Raw genomic sequence first — 22,416 nt, 5'->3', positions numbered from 1 at the left:
CAAAAATCAAAAAATAAAGTTAATCCTACAACTTATATTAGTATTATTTTAATAATGATCATGTTAAAACTTAATATGAACATAACCTTTATTAGAAAAAAGAGGTGAAATTGATATGTATTCTTGTGTTAGAAAAGTTTGATTCTTGCACGTTAGATACCGAATTTGCTATGATGAGATTAAAAACCCCTGCTTTCGACTTTAGGCCAATACCCACGCCGTATCCTAGTATGTTTTCGTTAATATTATTGAGTTTATTTTCATAATTTCCTACATCAATCACAGTATTTGCATACAAATTTGTATCTAAAATGTATCTATATTCAGTTTGTAGGACTGCAAACCTAGAGGCTAAAAGGCTGTTTTCGCCAAATCCACGTATAGAGTTGACACCTCCAAAGCGAAATAACTCATTGTTAAGCAAGTTATTAGAAATTAGGATTTGGCTATTGAGATTCAGGTAAAGCTTGTTGCGATAATTGATCTTAATTTGGTGTTGGCCGTTTATAGTTAACTTGTACTGGTCCGTGTTATTTTTTGTTTTCCTGTTTCCTAGGGAAAGATTTAATCTCACAAAAGTATTCACCCCAAAAAGTTGTCTAGGGCCGAATTTTAGAAATTCTGCACCAATTCCATAAAACGAGGACTTGTAATTTTCTATGTCTGATACTGAATCAAGGTTTTCCGATTCTAGACTTGTCGAGTTTGTGAATTCTGCGGTCCCTTTTAGGTTGAGCTTTTCATTGAGATAATACTTTAGTTCAACAGTTTGTGAGCTATTGGAAAATGCGGAGTCTCTTCTGAAGATTCTTAAGTCGGCTCCAAGGCTTACAGGAGAGCTAAATACAAATGGTAATTCGATATTCCCTTCAAAAGTTTGTTGTCCACTACCATCGTTTTTATAAATTATCCCAAGGCGTTCTCCAAAATTCAGATTATTTAAAAGCACCATGTTTAGATAGCCATTCAATTCGAAGTCGCTGTTTTCATTACTTCCGAAACCTAGAAAACCATCGAAGGTGTTGGAATTGAATTTTTCTAAATAAAGGAAGAGTTCTGTAGAGTCTTTTTTAAATAATACTTCAGTAGGTTTTTTAACAGAGATGAAAGGGATGTTATCGAGTTTTTCTGTTTTTTGTTGTAGTCGTGACTCTATGAATTCAGACCCGATTTTAAGACCAGTAAAATAGGATATATAGTTTTTTGGTAGCGATTCGTATCCTTTTATATTTATTTTATCTATTCTTCTTTTCAGGCCGCTCTCTATAACAAGATTCGCATTTAGAGCATGACCTTTTTTAAACTCCAGATCTGTTAAAAATGACTTACCAAAAGATAAGCCTTGAGCCTTCAATTCCTCAATAATAGTTTTTTGAAAGAGTTCAATGTTCTGGTAGGCTAGGCCAATTTTTTGTCCATCGATTTTAATCGTCTTAGGAATATAAATTAAGTCTTTTTCGTTTATCCCTATATATAAGGAGTCTATTTTTTGATTTAAACGGATAGTAGCTAGAAGTTTTTTATCGGTAATCTTTTGGTCCAATTCTAAGAAAGGATACCCAATTCTCTTTAAACTATCAATTTTTAGTTTTAATTCAGCTTCAGCAGCATTGAAGGAGTTAAGCGTAAACTGCTTTGAGCTCAGCAAAGAATCCTTCATTGTATTCACTTGTAAGTGTATTGTTTGGCTATGTGAATAAAAAGTAAGACCCACAACGCATAAAAAAGTAAATAGTAGTTTGAGCATTTTGCTTCAGAGGTCTAAGTTATTTTTGTAATCGCATAGGTATATAAACGATTTTTATAGGCGAAGTGTATGTTTGATTTCATAATGTTGAATTGGATTGTTTAATAATGAGGAGCCTAAGAAATCTGAAATGTCTTAATTGCTGAAAATTAATCAATTATAATTTGTTATTTAAAATTATATATCTACATTTGCAAACCTTAAAAATAAGAGTTTTTTTAAACAATTCAAGTAAAACTATGCCAACAATTTCACAGTTAGTAAGAAAAGGAAGACGCAAGATGACTAAGAAGAGCAAATCGGCGGCTTTAGATTCTTGTCCTCAAAGACGTGGAGTTTGTACGCGAGTTTACACAACTACACCAAAAAAACCTAATTCAGCAATGCGTAAAGTTGCTCGTGTTAGATTAACAAATGGTAAGGAAGTAAACGCATACATTCCAGGTGAAGGACATAATCTACAGGAGCATTCGATAGTATTAGTTAGAGGCGGGAGAGTTAAAGATTTACCTGGTGTAAGGTATCATATTGTTCGTGGTGCTTTAGATACAGCAGGAGTAGAAGGTCGTCTGCAGCGCAGATCAAAGTATGGTGCTAAGAGACCTAAAAAATAATCAGAGTTAAAGTAAAGAAATGAGAAAAAGACAGGCCAAGAAACGTCCTATACTTCCAGATCCAAAATTTCACGATCAATTGGTAACCCGATTTGTGAATATGATGATGTGGGACGGAAAAAAATCAATTGCTTTTAAAATCTTTTATGATGCAATGGATATCATTGAAGAGAAAAAGCAAGATGATGAAAAATCCGCTTTAGAAATTTGGAAAGAAGGATTATCTAATGTAATGCCCCACGTTGAAGTAAGAAGTAGACGTGTTGGAGGTGCTACTTTTCAGATACCTTCTCAAATAAGACCAGATAGAAAAATATCTATTGCTATGAAATGGCTGATAGGTTATTCTAGAAAGCGAAATGAAAAAACTATGGCAGCTAAATTAGCTGGTGAGTCTATGGCAGCTGCGAAAGAAGAAGGTGCAGCGGTTAAAAAACGCTTAGATACCCATAAAATGGCTGAAGCCAATAAAGCATTCTCACATTTTAGATTTTAAATAATGGCACAAAGAGATTTAAAATTTACTAGAAATATAGGGATTGCTGCTCACATTGACGCTGGTAAAACAACGACTACTGAGCGGATTCTATATTATACGGGTATAAGTCATAAGATAGGTGAGGTTCATGATGGCGCAGCTACTATGGACTGGATGGAGCAGGAGCAAGAAAGAGGAATTACGATTACTTCTGCAGCTACACATTGTACATGGTTATATAGGGAACAAGATTATATGGTTAATATCATCGATACTCCAGGTCACGTTGACTTCACAGTTGAAGTAGAGCGTTCTTTGAGAGTTTTGGATGGTGTTGTTGCTTTGTTCAGTGCAGTAGATGGTGTTGAACCACAATCTGAAACTGTTTGGAGACAGGCTGATAAATATAAGGTACCACGTCTTGGTTTCGTTAATAAAATGGATAGACAAGGGGCGAATTTCTTTAATGTGTGTAAGCAAGTTAAAGAGATGTTAGGAGGTAATCCTGTTCCCTTACAAGTTCCAATTGGTGACGAAATTGATTTTAAAGGAGTTGTTGACTTAATTTCTAAGAAAGCAATTATTTGGAATGAAGATGACTTCGGTATGACTTATCAAGAAATTGATATTCCTGCTGAGTTAGAAGCCGAAGTAACAAAATATAGAACTGAACTTGTTGAAGCTGTTGCTGAGTATGACGATCAGTTAATGGAGAAGTTTTTTGAAGATGAAAGTTCAATTAGCGAAGATGAGATTATTGCTGCTTTAAGAGCTGCAACTATCGATATGTCTATTATACCCATGATGTGCGGTTCCGCTTTTAAAAATAAAGGTGTTCAGGCTATGCTTGATGCCGTAATGAGATACCTTCCATCTCCAGTAGATGTTGAAGCTATTGAAGGACACAATCCTGATACAGGTGAAGTTGAAACTAGAAGACCTCATGTAGATTCTCCTTTTTCAGCTTTAGCTTTTAAAATTGCTACTGATCCTTTCGTAGGTCGTTTGGCCTTTTTTAGAGCTTATTCCGGTAGACTAGAGGCAGGTTCATATGTATTGAATAACCGTTCTGGTAAAAAAGAGCGCATATCAAGAATGTATCAAATGCACTCCAATAAACAAGAGCCAATTGACTATATTGAAGCTGGAGATATTGGTGCTGCGGTAGGTTTTAAGGACATCAAGACTGGTGATACACTTACAAATCTCAAAAATCCACTTGTTCTGGAATCTATGTCGTTTCCAGAGCCAGTTATTGGTATAGCTGTTGAGCCTAAAACTAAAGCTGATGTTGAAAAACTCAATATTGCTTTGGGTAAACTTGCTGAAGAAGATCCTACTTTTAAGGTTAAGACTGATGAAGTTTCGGGCCAAACAATTATATCTGGTATGGGTGAGCTTCACATTGAAATTTTAGTAGATCGTTTAAAACGTGAATTTAATGTTGAAGTTAACGAAGGTGAGCCTCAAGTTGAATATAAAGAAGCTGTAACTAAAACTGCAAACCATAGAGAAGTTTACAAAAAGCAATCTGGTGGTCGTGGTAAGTTTGCTGATATACTATTTGAAATGGGACCTGTTGATGAAGATTTCGAAGGCGCTGGTTTACAATTTATCGATAAAATTAAAGGAGGTAGAATTCCTAAAGAATTCGTTCCTGCTGTAGAAAAAGGATTCACGGAAGCCATGAAGAATGGTCCTCTTGCTGGATTTAGAATGGATACATTAAAAGTGACTCTTCTGGACGGATCTTTTCACCCTGTAGATTCTGATCAACTTTCTTTCGAACTTGCTGCAAAGCTTGGTTATAAGTCAGCCGCAAAAGCTTCGGGAGCTATTGTTTTAGAGCCTATCATGAAAGTAGAAGTCGTGACTCCAGAATTGAACATGGGAGATATTGTTGGGGATTTGAATCGAAGAAGAGGTCAAGTTAATGACATGTCGGATAGATCTGGTGCTAAAATCATAAAAGCTGACGTTCCGCTTTCAGAAATGTTTGGTTATGTGACTACTTTGAGAACTTTATCATCGGGTCGTGCAACATCCACAATGGAATTTTTAAAATTTGAAGAAACACCTTCTAGTATTTCTGAGAAAGTAATCAAAAATGCTAAAGGTTTAAACGACTAATTAGAACTTATTATGAGTCAAAAAATAAGAATTAAACTAAAATCATATGACTATAACTTAGTGGATAAGTCCGCTGAGAAAATTGTCAAGACAGTTAAGACGACTGGTGCTGTGGTTACTGGACCAATTCCATTGCCTACGCAACGTAAAATCTTCACTGTATTAAGATCTCCACACGTTAACAAGAAAGCGAGAGAGCAATTCCAATTAGATTCTTTTAAGCGATTATTAGATATTTATAGCTCCTCATCAAAAACTATCGATGCTTTGATGAAGCTCGAGTTACCAAGTGGTGTAGAAGTAGAGATCAAGGTTTAATCTAAATATTGGAAAGATACTTATTGTAACTTTCCAATAACAAATCCTAAACTAGGTTTAGGGTAACATGTCCCGAGCATTTGACGAGGGAAAAACGGAGGAAAAATGCATTCAGGTCGAACGTTTTTTTCGGGCCTGAATTTTTTTTAAATAAATAGTAATAATCAAAAATCAATTATGTCTGGGTTAATAGGAAAAAAAATCGGCATGACTAGCATCTTCGATGAGAATGGAAAGAATATTCCATGTACCGTTATAGAAGCTGGACCATGTGTAGTTACCCAAGTCAGAACCAACGAGGTTGACGGGTATGAAGCGCTTCAACTTGGTTTCGATGACAAATCAGACAAAAATGCCACCAAAGCAGACTTAGGTCACTTTAAGAAAGCTGGTAGTTCTGTCAAAAGAAAAGTCATTGAATTCCAAGGATTCAAAGAAGAGTATAAGTTAGGTGATCACATCACAGTAGACTTATTTAAAGAAAATGAATTTGTAGACGTAAGTGCTACATCTAAAGGTAAAGGATTCCAAGGAGTTGTAAAACGTCATGGCTTTGCAGGTTCACAACGAACTCACGGCCAACAAAGTATGTTGAGAGCTCCAGGTTCTGTAGGTGCTGCCTCATATCCGGCTCGTATTTTCAAAGGAATGAAAATGGGTGGACAAATGGGAAGTCAAAAAGTAAAAGTTCAAAATCTAAGAGTGTTGAAAGTGGTTCCAGAAAAGAACTTGATTGTGATCAAGGGCTGTGTTCCTGGACATAACAACACTTATGTAACTATTCAGAAGTAATGAAAGTATCAGTATTAGATATAAAAGGAAAAGAAACAGGTAGAGAGGTCGAACTCTCCGAATCTGTTTTTGGATTGGAACCTAATGATCACGTTGTTTATCTTGATGTAAAGCAGCACTTGGCTAATAAACGCCAAGGAACGCATAAAGCAAAAGAGAGAGCAGAGATTGTTGGTAGTACAAGAAAGATCAAGAAGCAAAAAGGAACGGGTACAGCTCGTGCAGGTAGCATTAAATCTCCTATTTTTAGAGGTGGTGGTCGCGTATTTGGTCCTAGACCTAGAGATTATCATTTCAAATTAAACAAGAAGCTGAAGCGTCTTGCGAGAAAGACTGTTCTCTCCCAAAAACTTAAAAACAACCAGTTGATGATTGTTGAAGATTTTGGATTTGAAGCTCCGAAGACAAAAGAGTTTTTAAACCTTCTTGATAACCTGAACATTAGAGACAAAAAGTCTTTGATAGTCTTGGATGAGTCGAATAAAAATGTATATTTATCGTCCCGTAATTTGAAAACTGCTAAAGTTGTAAATGTTTCAGAATTAAACACTTACAATATCATGAACAGCAATGTTTTATTAATTTCCGAAAGCAGATTAGATGAATTACAAACTAATCTCAACAAATAACAGCTATGGACATCTTGGTAAAACCAATTATTACAGAGAAAGCAACAAATGAAAGCGAATTAAGAAATGCTTTTACTTTTGCTGTAAATCGTAATGCTAACAAAATCCAAATAAAGGAGGCTGTTGAGTCCGCTTATGGCGTTACGGTCGAAGGAGTGCGTACGTTGAATGTTATTCCAAAAATCAAATCCCGTTACACTAAGACTGGAATGGTGACTGGAAAAACATCTGCATACAAAAAGGCTATTATTAAAGTAGCTGAAGGAGAAACAATTGATTTGTATAGTAATCTATAAGCTTAAAACATGTCGGTTAAAAAAATAAAACCAAATACACCAGGACAGAGATTTAAGGTCGCTAATGGCTTTGATGCCATTACTGCTAGCAAGCCTGAGAAATCTTTGCTTGCCTCTCGTAAACGTTCCGGTGGTAGAAATAATCAAGGGAAAATGACTATGCGCTATATTGGTGGTGGTCATAAAAAACGTTACAGAATTATCGACTTCAAAAGAGATAAGAAAGATATCCAAGCTGAAGTCATGACTGTGGAATACGATCCTAATAGAACAGCTTTCATCGCCTTATTGAATTATGAGGATGGAGAGAAAAGATATATCGTTGCTCCTAGTGGAATAAAAGTGGGTCAGAAAATTGTTTCTGGTCTTTCTAATGTTCCTACTGAAATAGGGAATGCAATGCCATTATCTCAAATCCCTTTTGGAACTATAATTTCTTGTGTAGAATTAAGACCTGAACAAGGAGCTGTAATGGCTCGTAGTGCAGGTACTTTTGCACAATTGATGGCCAAAGATGGCAAGTACGTAACGATTAAGCTTCCTTCTGGCGAGACTAGAATGATATTGTCTGCATGTATAGCCACTGTAGGTGCTGTATCGAACAGTGATCACCAGTTAACTATATCTGGTAAAGCTGGTAGAAGTAGATGGTTGGGTAGAAGACCGAGAACAAGACCTGTAGTGATGAACCCAGTCGATCACCCAATGGGTGGAGGTGAAGGTAAGTCTTCAGGTGGTCATCCAAGATCAAGAAATGGTATTCCAGCTAAAGGATTTAAAACACGTTCTAAGACTAAGCCTAGTAATAAGCACATCATAGAACGTAAAAAGAAATAAGATATGGCACGTTCATTAAAGAAAGGACCTTTTGTCCATTATAAATTAGATAAGAAAGTTGCTCAGAACCTAGACTCAGGTAAAAAGTCTGTGATCAAAACATGGTCTAGAGCATCCACCATTACTCCTGATTTCGTTGGTCAGACTTTTGGTGTCCACAACGGTAGACAATTTGTACCTGTTTTTATTACAGAAAACATGGTAGGTCACAAGCTTGGAGAATTTTCTCCAACTCGTACTTTTCGTGGTCATCAGGGTTCAAAGAATAAAGGAAAAAAATAATTGAACAATGGGAGTAAGAAAAAGAAATAAAGCAGAGATGCTTAAAGAGGAAAAAAGTCAACTTGCTATTGCAAAATTGAATAATTGTCCAACCTCACCCCGTAAAATGAGGTTAGTAGCCGATTTGGTTAGAGGTAAAGATGTTGCTCATGCTTTGCAAATACTAAAGTTTAGTACTAAAATCGCATCAGGTAGATTAGAGAAGTTAGTTCTTTCTGCCATTGCCAACTGGCAAGCCAAAAATGAGGATGCAGATTTAGAGCAAGCCAGAGTTTTTATAAAGGAAATTAAAGTAGATAGTGGCAGTATGTTAAAACGTCTTCGCCCAGCCCCACAAGGCCGTGCACATAGAATACGTAAACGTTCAAATCATGTCACTCTTATACTAGGAGAAAAAATTAACACTGAAAGCTAGATAGACTATGGGACAAAAAACAAATCCAATCGGCAATAGACTTGGTATCATTAAAGGATGGGAGTCCAACTGGTACGGAGGTAACGATTACGGTGATAATCTTGCAGAAGATCACAAGATTAGAAAGTATATCCATGCTCGTTTAACTAAAGCTAGTGTTTCGCGCGTAATTATTGAGCGTACGCTTAAACTTGTAACCGTTACTATTACTACTGCAAGACCCGGTATTATTATTGGGAAAGGTGGTCAGGAAGTAGACAAGTTAAAAGAAGAACTCAAAAACATTACGGATAAGGAAGTCCAGGTCAACATCTTTGAGATCAAGAGACCTGAATTAGATGCCTTTCTTGTTGCTACCAGTGTGGCACGACAAGTTGAGAACAGAATTTCTTACAGAAGAGCTACAAAAATGGCAATTGCAGCAGCTATAAGAATGAATGCTGAGGGTATTAAAATTCAAGTATCTGGACGTTTAAACGGAGCAGAAATGGCTCGAGTTGAAACTTATAAAGAAGGACGTATTCCTTTGTCCACGTTTAGAGCAGACATTGACTATGCATTGGTTGAATCTCACACTACCTATGGTAGATTGGGTATCAAAGTATGGATCATGAAGGGTGAAGTATATGGAAAACGTGAGTTATCTCCATTAGTTGGCCTTGCTAACAGTGACACCAAAGGAAAAGCGAGACGACCTAAAGCTCGTCGTAGAAAATAATCATTAAAGATTAATATAAGAGATGTTACAGCCTAAAAGAACAAAATTTCGTAAGCAGCAAAAGGGAAGTATGAAAGGGGTCTCACAAAGAGGTCATAGACTTTCAAACGGAACTTTTGGAATTAAATCTTTAGATTCTTCTTTTGTTACTGCAAGACAAATTGAGGCTTCACGTATCGCAGCAACTCGCTACATGAAAAGAGAAGGTTCTATCTGGATCAAGATATTTCCAGACAAACCTATCACTAAAAAGCCTCTTGAAGTCCGTATGGGTAAAGGAAAAGGTTCTGTAGAATATTGGGCAGCTGTTGTTCAGCCTGGTCGTATTTTATTTGAAATCGGTGGTGTTCCTCATAGTGTTGCAAAAGAAGCACTAAGATTAGCAGCTCAGAAGTTACCTGTTAAAACAAAATTTATAGTCGCTAGAGATTATCAAGAATAAATAAAGATGAGACAATCTGAAGTAAAAGAACTTTCGGTAGAAGAATTATATGAAGAATTAACAAATAATAAGACAAAGTTGTCCGATTTGAAAATGACTCACGTGCTTTCTCCTTTAGAAAACCCTTCTGAAATTAAAAAAGTTAGAAGATCAATTGCGAGAATCGCTACCGAAATCACAAAAAGAGAATTAGATTAATTCTACTTACAATGGAAAAAAGAAATTTAAGAAAAGAACGTATCGGTGTTGTGACAAGCAACAAAATGGATAAGTCCATTGTCGTTTCTGAAGTCAAGAAAATAAAGCATCCAATGTATGGTAAGTTCGTTTTGAAAACGAAAAAGTATGTTGTGCATGATGAAAAGAATGACTGTAACGACGGTGATACCGTAAGAATTATGGAAACCAGACCTCTCAGCAAAACAAAACGTTGGAGATTGGTTGATATAATTGAAAGAGCTAAATAACTATGGTACAACAAGAATCAAGATTAAGAGTAGCAGATAACACTGGTGCTAAGCAAGTTTTAGTTATTCGTGTCCTTGGTGGCACGAATAGGCGATATGCTTCGGTTGGCGATAAAGTTGTAGTCAGCGTTAAAGAAGCAACTCCAAATGGTAATATTAAAAAAGGTGCTGTTTCTACAGCCGTGGTTGTTAGAACAAGTAAGGAGGTAAGACGTCCAGATGGATCTTACATTCGCTTCGACGACAATGCCTGCGTTTTATTAAACCCTACAGGAGAGATGAGAGGAACACGTGTATTTGGTCCAGTTGCCAAAGAACTTCGTGAGAATCAGTTTATGAAAATTGTTTCACTTGCACCAGAGGTGCTTTAATCTATCATTATGAAAAGAAGTAGAATAAAAAAAGGTGATCAAGTAAGAGTAATTGCTGGTGATCATAAAGGACAAGAAGGTAAGATACTTGATATACTTGTTAAAAAAGAAAAGGCTATTGTTGAAGCAATCAATATGATTTCTAAACATCAAAAGCCCTCTGCAACTAATCCACAAGGTGGAATTACTAAGAAAGAAGCCCCAATCCATATGTCTAATTTATCTCTTATCACCAAAGAAGGTAAGAGTACAAGATTAGGTACTAAAGTTGAAGATGGCAAAAGGATTAGAGTTGCTAAGAAAACCAATGAAGCTATTTAATTATGAGTTACGTACCAAGATTAAAAGAAGAATACAACAGCAAAATACTTCCTGCTCTTCGTGAAGAGTTTAGTTATTCCAATCCTATGGAGGTGCCAAGACTTAAAAAAATAGTTTTAAGTAGGGGTGTAGGTGCTGCAATTGCTGATAAAAAATTGATAGATCATTCTATCGAAGAATTTTCAACAATTACAGGTCAGAAAGCTGTTCAGACTATATCAAAAAAGGATGTTGCCTCTTTCAAATTAAGAAAGGGAATGCCTATAGGTGTTAAAGTAACTTTACGTGGATATAGAATGTATGAATTTTTGGATAGATTAATCACTTCGGCTTTACCACGAGTAAGAGATTTCAGCGGTATCAAATCAGATGGATTTGATGGACGAGGAAATTATAACTTAGGTATTATTGAACAAATAATCTTTCCGGAAATAAACATTGATAGAGTGAATAGAATTCAAGGGATGGATATAAGTTTTGTCACATCAGCAGATACTGATCAAGAGGCAAAATCATTATTGACTGAATTGGGATTACCATTTAAAAAGAAATAATTATGGCAAAAGAATCAATGAAAGCCCGTGAGGTGAAACGCCAGAAAACGGTTGAAAAATACGCCGAAAAAAGAAAAGCTTTGAAAGAAGCTGGAGATTTTGAAGGTTTACAAAAACTACCTAAGAATGCTTCTCCAGTGAGAATGCATAACCGATGTAAGCTTACAGGTAGACCTAAGGGATATATGAGACAATTTGGTCTTTCTCGAGTTACTTTTAGAGAAATGGCTAACCAAGGTCTTATTCCAGGGGTTAAAAAAGCAAGTTGGTAATTAATTTAAAAAGTGCAATAAAATGAATATTGATCCAGTTGCAGATTATTTAACTAGAGTTAGAAACGCAGTTTTGGCCACTCACAGAGTTGTTGAAATACCGGCTTCTAACCTAAAAAAGGAGATCACAAAAATTTTGTTCGATCAGGGATATATTTTAAGTTATAAGTTTATTGATGCCGATAATCAAGGTGTTATCAAGATAGCTTTAAAATATGATAAGTTTACAAACGATCCGGTAATCAAAAAATTACAGAGAGTGAGTAGACCTGGTTTGAGAAAGTATTCCGGTTCCGAAGAAATCCCTAGAGTCTTAAATGGTTTAGGAATTTCAATCGTATCGACTTCCAAGGGAGTTATGACAGGAAGACAAGCTCAGAGAGAACATGTTGGAGGTGAAATTCTTTGTTACGTATACTAATTTAAAAAGACAAAAATTATGTCAAGAATAGGTTACAGTCCAATTAGTATTCCAGATGGTGTTACAGTCGACTTAACAGTCGATACTATAACAGTAAAGGGTAAGCTTGGTGAGTTGAAACAAACTTTCCAGGAGATTACGGTCAAGATAGAGGATAATGAAATATTTTTTGAAAGACCTTCTGATAAAAAAACACACAAAGCTAAGCATGGTCTTTATAGATCTCTAGTGTTTAATATGATAGAAGGAGTTACTAAAGGTTTTACTAAGGAATTAGAACTTGTTGGAGTTGGTTATAGAGCTACCAATCAAGGTCAAAAATTAGATATCGCCGTTGGTTTTTCTCATAACATTGTTTTAAATTTAGCCTCTGAAGTAAAACTCGAAACTATTTCAGAAAAAGGTAAGAATCCAATTATAAAATTAACGTCATTTGACAAACAACTTGTTTCACAAGTCGCTGCTAAAATTCGTTCATTTAGAAGACCTGAACCTTACAAAGGAAAAGGTATTAAATATGTTGGTGAATATATAAGAAGAAAAGCAGGTAAATCAGCTTAATTATGGGATTTTCTAAAGAAAAAAGAAGACACAAGATACGCAAGCGTATAAGAAAGACTATTACTGGTACTCCAGTAAAACCAAGACTTTCCGTATTCAGAAGTAATAACGAGATCTATGCGCAATTGATTGACGATGTAAATGCAATAACACTTGCATCTGCATCATCAAGAGATAAAGGAATTGACGTTGCTAACAAAACAAAAAGCGAAGCTTCTGTTATTGTTGGTGAGGCCATAGCCAAAAAGGCTTTGGATAAGAAGATTGATTCAATTTCTTTCGATAGGAGTGGTTATTTATACCACGGTAGAGTTAAATCATTAGCCGAAGGTGCTCGTAAGGGAGGCTTAAAATTCTAAAAATATGTATCAAGATTATAAAAACGTTGAAACTGTAAAACCTGGTGGATTAGATCTTAAAGATCGTCTAGTAGGAGTCCAACGAGTTACTAAAGTCACTAAAGGTGGTAGAGCTTTTGGATTCTCTGCTATTGTTGTAGTAGGTGATGAAAATGGAGTAGTTGGTCACGGATTGGGTAAATCCAAGGAAGTTGCCGACGCTATTTCTAAAGGTGTAGAAGATGCTAAGAAAAACTTAGTTAGAATTCCTTTGCACAAATCTACTTTACCGCACGAGCAGTTAGGTAAGTATGGTGGTGCCAGAGTGTTTTTATTACCAGCCTCTGCAGGTACCGGTGTTATAGCTGGTGGACCTACACGTATGGTTTTAGAGGCTGTTGGTGTTCACGATGTACTATCTAAAAACCAAGGATCTTCTAATCCTCACAATATGGTTAAGGCTACTTTTGATGCCTTACTTAAATTAAGAGGTGCAGATCAAATAGCTAAACAAAGAGGAATTACCCTCGAGAAATTATTTAATGGTTAAGATACATTATTATGGCTAGAATTAAAGTTACTAAAACCAAGAGCGCTATTAAGCGTCCAAAAAACCAAAAGCTTACATTAGAGGCTATGGGTTTAAGAAAAATTGGCCACTCTAACGAATTTGAGGTATCAAGTTCTTTAATGGGAATGGTTAATAAAGTTAAACATTTAGTTTCTGTACAAGAAATAAACTAAAACTATGGAATTACATAATTTAAAACCTGCCAAAGGTTCCGTTAAAACCACTACCAAACGACTTGGTAGAGGTCAGGCGACTGGAAACGGTGGTACCGCTGGTAGAGGACATAAAGGTGCTAAATCCCGTTCAGGTTACTCGAGAAAAATTGGATTTGAAGGTGGTCAAATGCCTCTTCAAAGACGAGTCCCTAAATTCGGATTTACAAATCCTAATAGAGTAGAATATCAAACCATTAATTTGGATCGTCTTCAAGAACTTGTGGATCATAAATTGATTACAGATTCTATTGATTTTGATATTTTACACAGCATGGATCAAGTCAATAAAAACCTTCCCCTAAAAGTTTTAGGTAGAGGTGAATTGAAAGCTAAATTGAAAGTTTCTGCTCACAAATTTTCCGCTTCAGCAAAATCAGCAATTGAAGCAGCTGGAGGAGAAGCTATCACTACATAACTAACCACCATATGAAGTTTTTTGAAACATTAAAGAATATCTGGAAAATTGAGGAGCTGAAGAATAGAATTCTTCTTACTCTAGGTTTGTTATTGGTTTATAGATTTGGTGCACAAATTGTTTTGCCTGGGATCGATGCAGCTCAGCTAGCTAGTCTTTCCAACCAGACAGATGGTGGTATTTTAGGTTTATTAAATGCTTTTACTGGTGGTGCTTTTTCTAACGCTTCAGTTTTTGCTTTAGGAATTATGCCATATATCTCTGCCTCTATTGTAGTACAGTTGATGACTATTGCTATTCCGTATCTTCAAAAATTACAGAAGGAAGGCGATAGTGGTAGAAAGAAAATTACTCAGATCACACGTTGGTTAACAATCGCTATCACATTGGTGCAAGGGCCTGGATATATTATTAATTTATATAATATACTCCCTTCTTCCGCCTTCTTAATGGATAGTACTTTCACCTTCGTGGTATCCTCTGTCATAATTCTTACTACAGGTTGTATTTTTGCAATGTGGTTAGGTGAGAAAATTACAGATAAAGGTATTGGTAACGGAATTTCACTTTTGATTATGGTTGGTATTATTGCAACCTTACCTCAAGCTTTTATTCAAGAATTTATATCTAGAGTTACTGAATCTAATGGTGGTTTAATCTTAATACTAATTGAATTGGTTATTTGGTTCGTTATCATCTTAGCAGCAGTGATGTTAGTAAGAGCGGTAAGACAAATTCCTGTTCAATATGCAAGGAAGAACGCTTCAGGTAAATTTGAAAAGGCTTCAGTTGGAGGTGCTAGGCAGTTTATACCACTTAGGCTTAATGCTTCAGGAGTAATGCCTATCATTTTTGCTCAGGCTATTATGTTTATTCCAGCAGCTGTTGCAGGTCTTTCCGATTCTGAAATGGCTCAAGGTATTACAGCAGCATTCCAAAATATGTTTGGATTCTGGTATAGTTTAGTGTTTGGAATCTTAATTATTGTGTTTACTTATTTCTATACCGCAATAACGGTTCCTACCAATAAAATGGCTGATGATCTTAAGCGCAGTGGTGGTTTTATTCCAGGCATTCGTCCTGGGTCAGAAACGTCTGAATATTTAGATAGAGTAATGTCCCAAATTACATTACCCGGATCTATATTTTTAGCTCTTATTGCAGTTTTTCCTGCAGTAATTGTTTCATTGCTTAATGTACAACAAGGATGGGGTTTATTCTTTGGTGGAACGTCATTATTGATTATGGTAGGAGTTGCAATCGATACTATACAACAAGTAAACTCATACCTTTTAAATAGACATTACGATGGATTAATGAAATCTGGTAAAAATAGAAAAGCAGTCGCATAATATGGCAAAACAACCCTCAATAGAACAAGACGGTACAATTATAGAAGCACTGTCTAATGCGATGTTTCGTGTGGAACTTGAAAATGAGCATATTGTTACTGCTCATATATCTGGTAAAATGAGAATGCATTACATAAAATTATTACCTGGCGATAAAGTAAAATTAGAAATGAGTCCTTACGATTTAACTAAGGCTCGAATAACTTACAGATACTAAATATTATGAAAGTTAGAGCATCAATAAAGAAAAGAAGTTCTGATTGTAAGATAGTTCGTAGAAAAGGACGTCTTTATGTCATCAATAAGAAAAATCCTAAATTCAAACAAAGACAAGGTTAATTATGGCTAGAATTGCAGGTGTAGATATACCAAAACAAAAAAGAGGAGTTATAGCTTTAACCTATATCTTCGGAATCGGTAACAGTAGAGCTAAGAAAGTTCTTAAGGATGCCGGTGTAGACGAAAGTATCAAAGTTTCAGATTGGAATGATGATCAAATCGGTAAGATTAGAGACGAAGTCGGTAAAAATACTATCGAAGGAGAATTGAGATCTCAGGTTCAAATTCACATCAAAAGATTGATGGATATTGGATGTTATAGAGGTATTAGACATAGATCTGGTTTACCATTAAGAGGTCAAAGAACCAAAAACAACTCTCGTACAAGAAAAGGACGAAGAAAAACAGTTGCTAATAAGAAAAAAGTAACTAAATAATAATTAACAATGGCAAAATCATCAACCAAAAAGCGTAAAGTAATTGTAGATGCATATGGCGAAGCCCATATTTCTGCCTCCTTCAATAATATTATCGTTTCGTTAACCAACAAAAAAGGCGATGTTATTTCATGGTCATCTTCTGGTAAGATGGGCTTTAGAGGAAGTAAAAAGAATACTCCTTATGCAGCACAATTATCAGCTGAAGATGCGAGTAAAGTTGCTCACGAAGCTGGTTTACGTAAAGTAAAAGTTTATGTAAAAGGGCCTGGTAACGGAAGAGAATCCGCTATTAGATCTTTACATAACTCAGGTATAGAAGTTACTGAGATTATCGATGTCACTCCAATACCACATAATGGTTGTAGACCACCAAAACGAAGAAGAGTCTAATTATATAAATCAATTGACACTATTATCGAAGGATAAGACCTTAATTCATAATAGAGTAAATTAAATACACGACAATGGCAAGATATACCGGTCCCAAAACTAAAATAGCTAGAAAATTTGGCGAATCCATTTTTGGTGACGACAAATCTTTCGAAAAAAGAAATTATCCTCCTGGCCAACATGGTAACAACAGGAGAAGAGGTAAAAAATCTGAGTATGCAGTGCAACTCATGGAAAAGCAAAAGGCTAAGTATACCTATGGTATTTTAGAAAAGCAATTCCGTAATATGTTTAGTAAAGCTAATAGATCCACTGGTATTACAGGTGAGATATTATTGCAGTTATGTGAATCTAGACTCGATAATGTTACCTACAGACTAGGTATTGCACCTACAAGAAGTGGTGCAAGACAACTAGTTTCCCACAAACATATTACTGTAAATGGTCAGTTAGTAAACATTCCTTCCTACCAAATTAAACCGAATGATGTTGTTGGTATTAGAGAAAAATCAAAATCACTCAATGTGGTTCAAGAATCTTTATCAAACAATAAATCTGATAACGAATGGATGACTTGGAATAGTGAGAAAATGCAAGGGACTTTTGTAAAAGTGCCAGAAAGATCACAGATTCCAGAAAAAATTAATGAGCAATTCATCGTCGAATTATACTCTAAATAATAACTGACAACACTCAAATTTATGGCATTATTTAATTTCCAGAAGCCCGATAAAGTTATCATGATAGATTCGACTGATTTTGAGGGAACTTTCGAGTTTAGACCCTTAGAACCAGGTTATGGTCTAACTGTCGGTAACGCTCTTCGTAGAGTTTTGTTATCATCCCTTGAAGGATTCGCTATCACTTCAGTACGAATTGAAGGTGTTGATCACGAGTTTTCAACAATAGAAGGTGTCGTCGAAGACGTTACCGAAATGATATTGAATCTTAAACAAATCAGATTTAAGAAAAGAGCTGAAGATGTAGACAACGAAACGGTTTCTATCTCTTTTTCCGGTAATGATAAAATGACTGCAGGTGACTTTCAGAAGTACCTTACAGGTTTTGATATCTTAAACCCAGATCTTGAAATTTGTACTATGGACAAAAAAGTTTCTCTAAACCTTGAGCTTACAGTTCAAAAAGGCAGAGGATATGTTCCTGCTGAAGAGAACAAAACTTCAAAAGCTCCTATTGGAACTATTTTTACAGATTCTGTTTTTACGCCTATTAAAAATGTAAAATATAGCATTGAAAACTTTAGGGTTGAACAAAAAACTGATTATGAGAAATTAATTTTTGAAATTATCAGTGATGGTTCTATCCATCCAAAAGATGCTCTAACAGAAGCTGCGAAAACTTTGATTCATCACTTCATGCTTTTCTCTGATGAGCGTATTACACTTGAAACAGAAGAAATGTCACAAGCTGAGACTTATGATGAAGAATCTCTTCACATGAGACAATTACTCAAAACTAAACTTGTAGATCTTGATTTATCTGTTCGTGCTTTGAATTGTTTAAAAGCCGCAGAAGTTGAGACTTTGGGTGATTTGGTTTCTCATAACAAAAGTGACTTGATGAAGTTTAGAAACTTCGGTAAAAAATCACTTACTGAGCTAGAAGAACTTGTAGAAAATAAAGGACTTGACTTCGGTATGGACCTTTCTAAATATAAACTTGACAAAGACTAAACTTGTTAAGTACAAAATACATTAATCATGAGACATAGAAAGAAATTAAATCACTTAGGGAGAACATCCTCACATAGGAAAGCTATGCTTTCGAACATGGCCTGTTCCCTAATTGAGCATAAAAGAATAAACACTACTGTTGCTAAAGCTAAAGCTTTAAGGCAATATGTAGAACCATTAGTTACAAAATCTAAATCTGATACTACCCATAACCGTCGTTTGGTTTTTTCTAAATTGAAGGATAAATACATGGTAGCAGAACTTTTTAGAGAAGTAGCGCCCAAGGTTGGAGAAAGACCTGGAGGTTATACTCGTATCATCAAACTTGGTAACAGACTTGGTGATGCTGCAGAAATGGCAATGATTGAGCTTGTAGACTTCAACGAGGTATATACACCTGGTAAGAAACAAGCTAAGAAGAAATCTACTAGACGTTCTGGTAAAAAAGCAAAAGAAGAGAATCAAGTAGAAACTACTGATAATTCAGATTCTAAAACAGATGAGGCTTAATAACTTCAGCATTTTTTGTAAAATCAAAGGGATAAACTTTCATTAGTTTATCCCTTTTTTTTAAATCTATATTTATGAAATACAACTTAAAAACTCCTGCAGTTATTTTACTAGCTGATGGAACAGTATTTAAAGGTCAATCTTCAGTTAAGTTTGATTCCAATAGATCGGGTGAGATCTGTTTTAATACTGGAATGACAGGCTATCAAGAAATATTTACAGATCCTTCTTATTTTGGTCAAATCATGGTGACTACAAATGCCCATATTGGTAATTATGGGGTAAACGCCGACGAAAGTGAATCTGATGGTGTCAAGATTTCTGGTTTGGTTTGTAAGAATTTTTCATTCGCGCCTTCCCGAGTTAACTCTGACTCTAGTTTAGAAGAATTTCTAGGTGAAGCAGATCTCCCAGTTGTTTTCGATGTAGATACAAGAGCATTGGTCTCACACATCAGAACGCATGGTGCAATGAACGCTATCATTTCTTCCGATGTCGAAAACTTAGAGGTTCTTAAAGCCGAATTAGCTAACCATCCTTCTATGAAAGGCTTAGAACTTGCTTCTTCGGTATCTACAAAAACAGCATATACACTAGGTGATAAATTATCTGACTTTAGAGTCGCTGTCTTAGATTTAGGGGTGAAGAAAAATATTTTAAGACGTCTTGAAGCTAGAGGGGTATACATAAAGGTTTTTCCTTACAACTCCACTTATGAGGAGTTGATCGAATGGAGTCCTAAAGGTATAGTACTTTCTAACGGCCCTGGTGATCCAGAACCTTTAATTTCTGCTATCAACTTAGCTAAGAAATGCATCAGTAATGCCATTCCTACCTTTGGTATTTGTCTTGGACACCAAGTTATTGCGCTGTCTGTTGGAATACCAACTCTTAAAATGCATAATGGCCATAGAGGTATAAACCATCCCGTTCTCAACCTAGTTTCCGGTAAAAGTGAGGTTACTTCTCAAAATCATGGATTTACGATAGACAAGAAGTCTACAGAATCTAATGACAAAGTTGAAATTTCACATATGCATTTAAACGATCATTCCATAGCCGGTATCAAAGTAAAGGGTAAGCCTTGTTTTTCTGTTCAGTATCACCCAGAAGCTGGTCCAGGTCCTAATGATGCTACCTATTTATTTGACGAATTTTTTGTAATGATGTCTTCTGAACAGGTTTCAGTATAAAAAAAGTGGGCCATCTGGCCCACTTTTATCTTAAAGGTAATGAATTAATTATGGTAAAAGTACTGTGTCTATAACGTGAATAACACCGTTAGTTTGGTCTAAATCCGCAATTGTAACCGTAGCGACGTTTCCTTTAGAATCTTTAATTTTTACGCTTTTACCGTCAAGCATCGCAGTAATCATACCGCCATTTACAGTTTTAAGCTCCACTTTCCCGTCGCCTTTTTTAATTGCAGCAACAACATCGCTTGCGCTAAATTTGCCAGCGATAACGTGATAGGTCAAAACAGCTTGTAATTGTTTTATATTTTCTGGCTTTAGTAAAGTTTCTACCGTTCCTTCAGGTAAATTTCCAAAAGCGGAATTAGTAGGTGCAAATACAGTAAAAGGCCCATCACTTGACAGAGTTTCAACAAGATCCGCAGCTTTAATAGCAGCAACTAAAGTAGTATGAACTTCAGAATTTACGGCAGTCTCTACAATGTTTTTAGAAGGAGACATTTCTGTACTAACTTCCATTTTAGTTTGACCGTAACTCAGTGTTGTCATAATAACACTCATTACCAGTACCAATTGAATTTTCAAATTTTTCATAGTTTTCTAATTTATTATTTTTTAAATATACAGAGGCTCGCCTCCTGCAGTTTTAAATAGTAATAACTTTAACGTGATCTTTAGTAAGATTGATTTTAATATGTTTCTTAAATTATAATTAACTCTAACTTTGTAGCTGGCTATCATTCAAATAAGAATCAACTTTTCAAATAATTTAGTGATTATTTCTTAAATTGCGAAAAACAAATAAATAAATTATGAGCGCTATTTTAGACATACATGCAAGGCAAATATTCGATTCTAGAGGGAATCCAGCTTTAGAGGTAGATGTAATCACTGAAACTGGCACCTTGGGGAGGTTTGCCGTTCCATCTGGAGCATCAACTGGAGTTCATGAAGCCGTGGAGTTAAGAGACGGGGGTAAAGATTACATGGGTAAAGGGGTGTCGAAAGCCATAGAGAATGTAAATACAACAATCGCAGATCGATTATTAGGGATTTCAGTATTTGAACAATCTGAAATTGATCAAATTATGATTGATTTAGATGGTACAGATAATAAATCAAAACTTGGAGCTAATGCAATTTTAGGAGTATCTCTTGCTGCTGCTAAGGCTGCTGCAAATGAATTGAATTTGCCTCTTTATAGATATATAGGAGGTGTTTCCACAAATACTCTCCCTGTTCCAATGATGAATATTATTAATGGGGGTTCGCATAGTGATGCTCCTATTGCTTTTCAAGAATTTATGGTCATGCCCGTAAAGGCAGAGAGTTTCTCTCATGCCCTAAAGATGGGGACTGAAATATTTCATCACCTCAAAAAAGTTTTAAAAGACAGAAACTTAAGTACAGCTGTTGGTGATGAAGGTGGTTTTGCTCCAAAATTAGAAGGAACAGAGGATGCTCTTGACTCTATTAAACTAGCTGTAGAAAATGCAGGCTACAAATTTGGAGATGAAGTCATGATTGCTTTAGATTGTGCGGCAGCTGAATTTTATGAAGACGGAAAATATAACTATAAGAAGTTTGAAGGAGACTCCGCTAAAGTAATGACTTCCGAAGAGCAGGCTAGTTACTTAACAGAACTATCAGAAAATTATCCTATTATTTCTATAGAAGATGGAATGGATGAGGACGATTGGGAAGGTTGGAAAATTTTAACCGAAAAGATTGGTAAAAAAGTACAACTGGTTGGCGATGATTTATTTGTAACAAACGTTCAACGTTTAAAAAAAGGTATTGAAAACAACATAGCAAATTCAATTCTTATCAAAGTAAATCAAATAGGAACCTTAACAGAGACTATTGCCGCAGTAAATATGGCTCATAATGCTGGTTATACATCGGTTATGTCTCACAGATCGGGTGAAACAGAAGACAATACCATAGCAGATTTAGCTGTAGCCTTGTCCACAGGGCAAATCAAAACAGGATCTGCGTCTAGAAGTGATAGGATGGCAAAATATAATCAACTTATTAGAATAGAAGAGGAGTTAGGGGATAATGCTTATTTCCCACAACTCAATGCGTTCAAGATTCAAATATAATTACAAGTCTAAATTATCCCATTTCAATTTTTTTCTAAAATAACCAAACCTACTAAAAAGGGTTTGGTTATTTTTTTTTAGGACAAACTGGTTCTTTAGATTGTAAAAACCAAATTAGCCTTTCTACACCCATCGCTATTTTATCAATTTTAAAATAAAGTAATACAGTTTTACACTTTCAGGAATCAAAATCGAATAGGCTACTATTATCTTCAATAGCTTCACATATATTTAGTAAACCAAATTTTG

The 22,416-nt window shown here is 35.5% G+C and carries 36 protein-coding genes; 34 read left to right on the top strand and 2 right to left on the bottom strand.

Annotation, left to right across the window (positions count from 1 at the left end):
- Nucleotides 1-91 precede the first annotated feature (91 nt).
- The gene (locus CXF67_RS11635; protein ID WP_257984677.1) at nucleotides 92-1,660 is read right to left on the bottom strand and encodes a ShlB/FhaC/HecB family hemolysin secretion/activation protein; all 1,569 of its coding nucleotides are present in this window, start codon (nucleotides 1,658-1,660) and stop codon (nucleotides 92-94) included.
- A gap of 326 nt (nucleotides 1,661-1,986) precedes the next feature.
- Between CXF67_RS11635 and rpsL the strand changes: the two genes are divergently transcribed.
- The 33 genes from rpsL to carA all read left to right on the top strand — a co-directional run bounded on the left by rpsL (nucleotide 1,987) and on the right by carA (nucleotide 20,062).
- Nucleotides 1,987-2,361 (top strand): 30S ribosomal protein S12, encoded by a 375-nt coding sequence (rpsL, locus tag CXF67_RS11630; protein WP_019039484.1) that lies wholly within the window; start codon nucleotides 1,987-1,989, stop codon nucleotides 2,359-2,361.
- A 19-nt stretch (nucleotides 2,362-2,380) separates the two neighbouring features.
- Nucleotides 2,381-2,857: a 30S ribosomal protein S7 gene (gene rpsG / locus CXF67_RS11625; RefSeq protein WP_003442717.1), complete on the top strand. Its 477-nt coding sequence runs from the start codon at nucleotides 2,381-2,383 to the stop codon at nucleotides 2,855-2,857.
- 3 nt (nucleotides 2,858-2,860) lie between these two features.
- Complete coding sequence (gene fusA / locus CXF67_RS11620) at nucleotides 2,861-4,969, top strand: elongation factor G (protein WP_102088890.1); 2,109 nt, start codon at nucleotides 2,861-2,863, stop codon at nucleotides 4,967-4,969.
- A gap of 12 nt (nucleotides 4,970-4,981) precedes the next feature.
- The gene (rpsJ, locus tag CXF67_RS11615) at nucleotides 4,982-5,287 is read left to right on the top strand and encodes a 30S ribosomal protein S10 (RefSeq protein ID WP_003442714.1); all 306 of its coding nucleotides are present in this window, start codon (nucleotides 4,982-4,984) and stop codon (nucleotides 5,285-5,287) included.
- 177 nt (nucleotides 5,288-5,464) lie between these two features.
- Nucleotides 5,465-6,079 (top strand): 50S ribosomal protein L3, encoded by a 615-nt coding sequence (rplC, locus tag CXF67_RS11610; RefSeq protein WP_015023596.1) that lies wholly within the window; start codon nucleotides 5,465-5,467, stop codon nucleotides 6,077-6,079.
- The gene (rplD, locus tag CXF67_RS11605; protein ID WP_102088889.1) at nucleotides 6,079-6,708 is read left to right on the top strand and encodes a 50S ribosomal protein L4; all 630 of its coding nucleotides are present in this window, start codon (nucleotides 6,079-6,081) and stop codon (nucleotides 6,706-6,708) included. The genes rplC and rplD overlap by 1 nt, the downstream gene beginning before the upstream one ends.
- A 5-nt stretch (nucleotides 6,709-6,713) precedes the next feature.
- Nucleotides 6,714-7,004: a 50S ribosomal protein L23 gene (rplW, locus tag CXF67_RS11600; protein WP_015023594.1), complete on the top strand. Its 291-nt coding sequence runs from the start codon at nucleotides 6,714-6,716 to the stop codon at nucleotides 7,002-7,004.
- A gap of 9 nt (nucleotides 7,005-7,013) precedes the next feature.
- Entirely contained in the window at nucleotides 7,014-7,841 is an 828-nt protein-coding gene (gene rplB, locus CXF67_RS11595; protein WP_015023593.1) for a 50S ribosomal protein L2, read from the top strand.
- 3 nt (nucleotides 7,842-7,844) lie between these two features.
- On the top strand, nucleotides 7,845-8,123 hold the full coding sequence (rpsS, locus tag CXF67_RS11590) for a 30S ribosomal protein S19 (protein WP_003442697.1): 279 nt from the start codon (nucleotides 7,845-7,847) through the stop codon (nucleotides 8,121-8,123).
- Nucleotides 8,124-8,130: 7 nt separating this feature from the next.
- Nucleotides 8,131-8,538, top strand: coding sequence for a 50S ribosomal protein L22 (gene rplV / locus CXF67_RS11585; RefSeq protein WP_015023592.1), 408 nt, complete (start codon nucleotides 8,131-8,133; stop codon nucleotides 8,536-8,538).
- Between the two features lie 7 nt (nucleotides 8,539-8,545).
- The gene (gene rpsC, locus CXF67_RS11580) at nucleotides 8,546-9,256 is read left to right on the top strand and encodes a 30S ribosomal protein S3 (protein ID WP_015023591.1); all 711 of its coding nucleotides are present in this window, start codon (nucleotides 8,546-8,548) and stop codon (nucleotides 9,254-9,256) included.
- A 22-nt stretch (nucleotides 9,257-9,278) separates the two neighbouring features.
- Nucleotides 9,279-9,698: a 50S ribosomal protein L16 gene (gene rplP, locus CXF67_RS11575; protein WP_015023590.1), complete on the top strand. Its 420-nt coding sequence runs from the start codon at nucleotides 9,279-9,281 to the stop codon at nucleotides 9,696-9,698.
- Between the two features lie 6 nt (nucleotides 9,699-9,704).
- Nucleotides 9,705-9,896, top strand: coding sequence for a 50S ribosomal protein L29 (gene rpmC / locus CXF67_RS11570; RefSeq protein ID WP_015023589.1), 192 nt, complete (start codon nucleotides 9,705-9,707; stop codon nucleotides 9,894-9,896).
- 11 nt (nucleotides 9,897-9,907) lie between these two features.
- A complete protein-coding gene (gene rpsQ, locus CXF67_RS11565; protein WP_003442683.1) occupies nucleotides 9,908-10,165 on the top strand; it encodes a 30S ribosomal protein S17 in 258 nt (85 codons plus the stop codon).
- A gap of 2 nt (nucleotides 10,166-10,167) precedes the next feature.
- Entirely contained in the window at nucleotides 10,168-10,536 is a 369-nt protein-coding gene (gene rplN / locus CXF67_RS11560; RefSeq protein ID WP_003442681.1) for a 50S ribosomal protein L14, read from the top strand.
- A gap of 9 nt (nucleotides 10,537-10,545) precedes the next feature.
- Nucleotides 10,546-10,857 (top strand): 50S ribosomal protein L24, encoded by a 312-nt coding sequence (gene rplX, locus CXF67_RS11555; RefSeq protein WP_015023588.1) that lies wholly within the window; start codon nucleotides 10,546-10,548, stop codon nucleotides 10,855-10,857.
- 2 nt (nucleotides 10,858-10,859) lie between these two features.
- Complete coding sequence (gene rplE, locus CXF67_RS11550; protein WP_015023587.1) at nucleotides 10,860-11,411, top strand: 50S ribosomal protein L5; 552 nt, start codon at nucleotides 10,860-10,862, stop codon at nucleotides 11,409-11,411.
- A gap of 2 nt (nucleotides 11,412-11,413) precedes the next feature.
- Entirely contained in the window at nucleotides 11,414-11,683 is a 270-nt protein-coding gene (rpsN, locus tag CXF67_RS11545; protein WP_015023586.1) for a 30S ribosomal protein S14, read from the top strand.
- 22 nt (nucleotides 11,684-11,705) lie between these two features.
- Nucleotides 11,706-12,104, top strand: a complete 399-nt coding sequence (gene rpsH / locus CXF67_RS11540; RefSeq protein WP_102088888.1) for a 30S ribosomal protein S8 — start codon at nucleotides 11,706-11,708, stop codon at nucleotides 12,102-12,104.
- Between the two features lie 18 nt (nucleotides 12,105-12,122).
- Entirely contained in the window at nucleotides 12,123-12,665 is a 543-nt protein-coding gene (gene rplF, locus CXF67_RS11535) for a 50S ribosomal protein L6 (RefSeq protein WP_102088887.1), read from the top strand.
- 2 nt (nucleotides 12,666-12,667) lie between these two features.
- Complete coding sequence (gene rplR, locus CXF67_RS11530) at nucleotides 12,668-13,024, top strand: 50S ribosomal protein L18 (RefSeq protein ID WP_102088886.1); 357 nt, start codon at nucleotides 12,668-12,670, stop codon at nucleotides 13,022-13,024.
- Nucleotides 13,025-13,028: 4 nt separating this feature from the next.
- Nucleotides 13,029-13,553, top strand: a complete 525-nt coding sequence (gene rpsE, locus CXF67_RS11525; RefSeq protein WP_015023582.1) for a 30S ribosomal protein S5 — start codon at nucleotides 13,029-13,031, stop codon at nucleotides 13,551-13,553.
- Between the two features lie 11 nt (nucleotides 13,554-13,564).
- Nucleotides 13,565-13,747 carry a 50S ribosomal protein L30 gene (gene rpmD / locus CXF67_RS11520; protein WP_102088885.1) on the top strand — a complete coding sequence of 61 codons (183 nt, stop codon included), beginning with the start codon at nucleotides 13,565-13,567 and terminating at the stop codon, nucleotides 13,745-13,747.
- A gap of 4 nt (nucleotides 13,748-13,751) precedes the next feature.
- Entirely contained in the window at nucleotides 13,752-14,204 is a 453-nt protein-coding gene (gene rplO, locus CXF67_RS11515; protein ID WP_102088884.1) for a 50S ribosomal protein L15, read from the top strand.
- A gap of 11 nt (nucleotides 14,205-14,215) precedes the next feature.
- Nucleotides 14,216-15,556: a preprotein translocase subunit SecY gene (gene secY / locus CXF67_RS11510; protein WP_015023579.1), complete on the top strand. Its 1,341-nt coding sequence runs from the start codon at nucleotides 14,216-14,218 to the stop codon at nucleotides 15,554-15,556.
- A 1-nt stretch (nucleotide 15,557) separates the two neighbouring features.
- A complete protein-coding gene (gene infA, locus CXF67_RS11505) occupies nucleotides 15,558-15,773 on the top strand; it encodes a translation initiation factor IF-1 (protein ID WP_003442661.1) in 216 nt (71 codons plus the stop codon).
- Between the two features lie 5 nt (nucleotides 15,774-15,778).
- A complete protein-coding gene (gene ykgO / locus CXF67_RS11500) occupies nucleotides 15,779-15,895 on the top strand; it encodes a type B 50S ribosomal protein L36 (RefSeq protein WP_003442659.1) in 117 nt (38 codons plus the stop codon).
- Nucleotides 15,896-15,897: 2 nt separating this feature from the next.
- Nucleotides 15,898-16,272: a 30S ribosomal protein S13 gene (rpsM, locus tag CXF67_RS11495; RefSeq protein ID WP_102088883.1), complete on the top strand. Its 375-nt coding sequence runs from the start codon at nucleotides 15,898-15,900 to the stop codon at nucleotides 16,270-16,272.
- A gap of 9 nt (nucleotides 16,273-16,281) precedes the next feature.
- Nucleotides 16,282-16,665: a 30S ribosomal protein S11 gene (gene rpsK / locus CXF67_RS11490; RefSeq protein ID WP_015023577.1), complete on the top strand. Its 384-nt coding sequence runs from the start codon at nucleotides 16,282-16,284 to the stop codon at nucleotides 16,663-16,665.
- 74 nt (nucleotides 16,666-16,739) lie between these two features.
- Entirely contained in the window at nucleotides 16,740-17,345 is a 606-nt protein-coding gene (rpsD, locus tag CXF67_RS11485) for a 30S ribosomal protein S4 (protein ID WP_102088882.1), read from the top strand.
- Nucleotides 17,346-17,366: 21 nt separating this feature from the next.
- The gene (locus CXF67_RS11480; RefSeq protein ID WP_015023575.1) at nucleotides 17,367-18,359 is read left to right on the top strand and encodes a DNA-directed RNA polymerase subunit alpha; all 993 of its coding nucleotides are present in this window, start codon (nucleotides 17,367-17,369) and stop codon (nucleotides 18,357-18,359) included.
- 27 nt (nucleotides 18,360-18,386) lie between these two features.
- Nucleotides 18,387-18,869, top strand: a complete 483-nt coding sequence (gene rplQ / locus CXF67_RS11475) for a 50S ribosomal protein L17 (RefSeq protein WP_102088881.1) — start codon at nucleotides 18,387-18,389, stop codon at nucleotides 18,867-18,869.
- 74 nt (nucleotides 18,870-18,943) lie between these two features.
- A complete protein-coding gene (gene carA, locus CXF67_RS11470; RefSeq protein WP_102088880.1) occupies nucleotides 18,944-20,062 on the top strand; it encodes a glutamine-hydrolyzing carbamoyl-phosphate synthase small subunit in 1,119 nt (372 codons plus the stop codon).
- Nucleotides 20,063-20,110: 48 nt separating this feature from the next.
- Here the strand turns inward: carA and CXF67_RS11465 are convergent, their stop codons facing one another.
- Complete coding sequence (locus tag CXF67_RS11465; protein WP_102088879.1) at nucleotides 20,111-20,656, bottom strand: fasciclin domain-containing protein; 546 nt, start codon at nucleotides 20,654-20,656, stop codon at nucleotides 20,111-20,113.
- A 218-nt stretch (nucleotides 20,657-20,874) separates the two neighbouring features.
- Between CXF67_RS11465 and eno the strand changes: the two genes are divergently transcribed.
- Entirely contained in the window at nucleotides 20,875-22,167 is a 1,293-nt protein-coding gene (eno, locus tag CXF67_RS11460; protein ID WP_102088878.1) for a phosphopyruvate hydratase, read from the top strand.
- Nucleotides 22,168-22,416: the final 249 nt, after the last annotated feature.

The sequence above is a fragment of the Psychroflexus sp. MES1-P1E genome (assembly GCF_002836055.1).
In the GTDB taxonomy this organism is placed as follows: domain Bacteria; phylum Bacteroidota; class Bacteroidia; order Flavobacteriales; family Flavobacteriaceae; genus Psychroflexus.
This window is presented reverse-complemented; position numbering and strand designations above follow the sequence as displayed.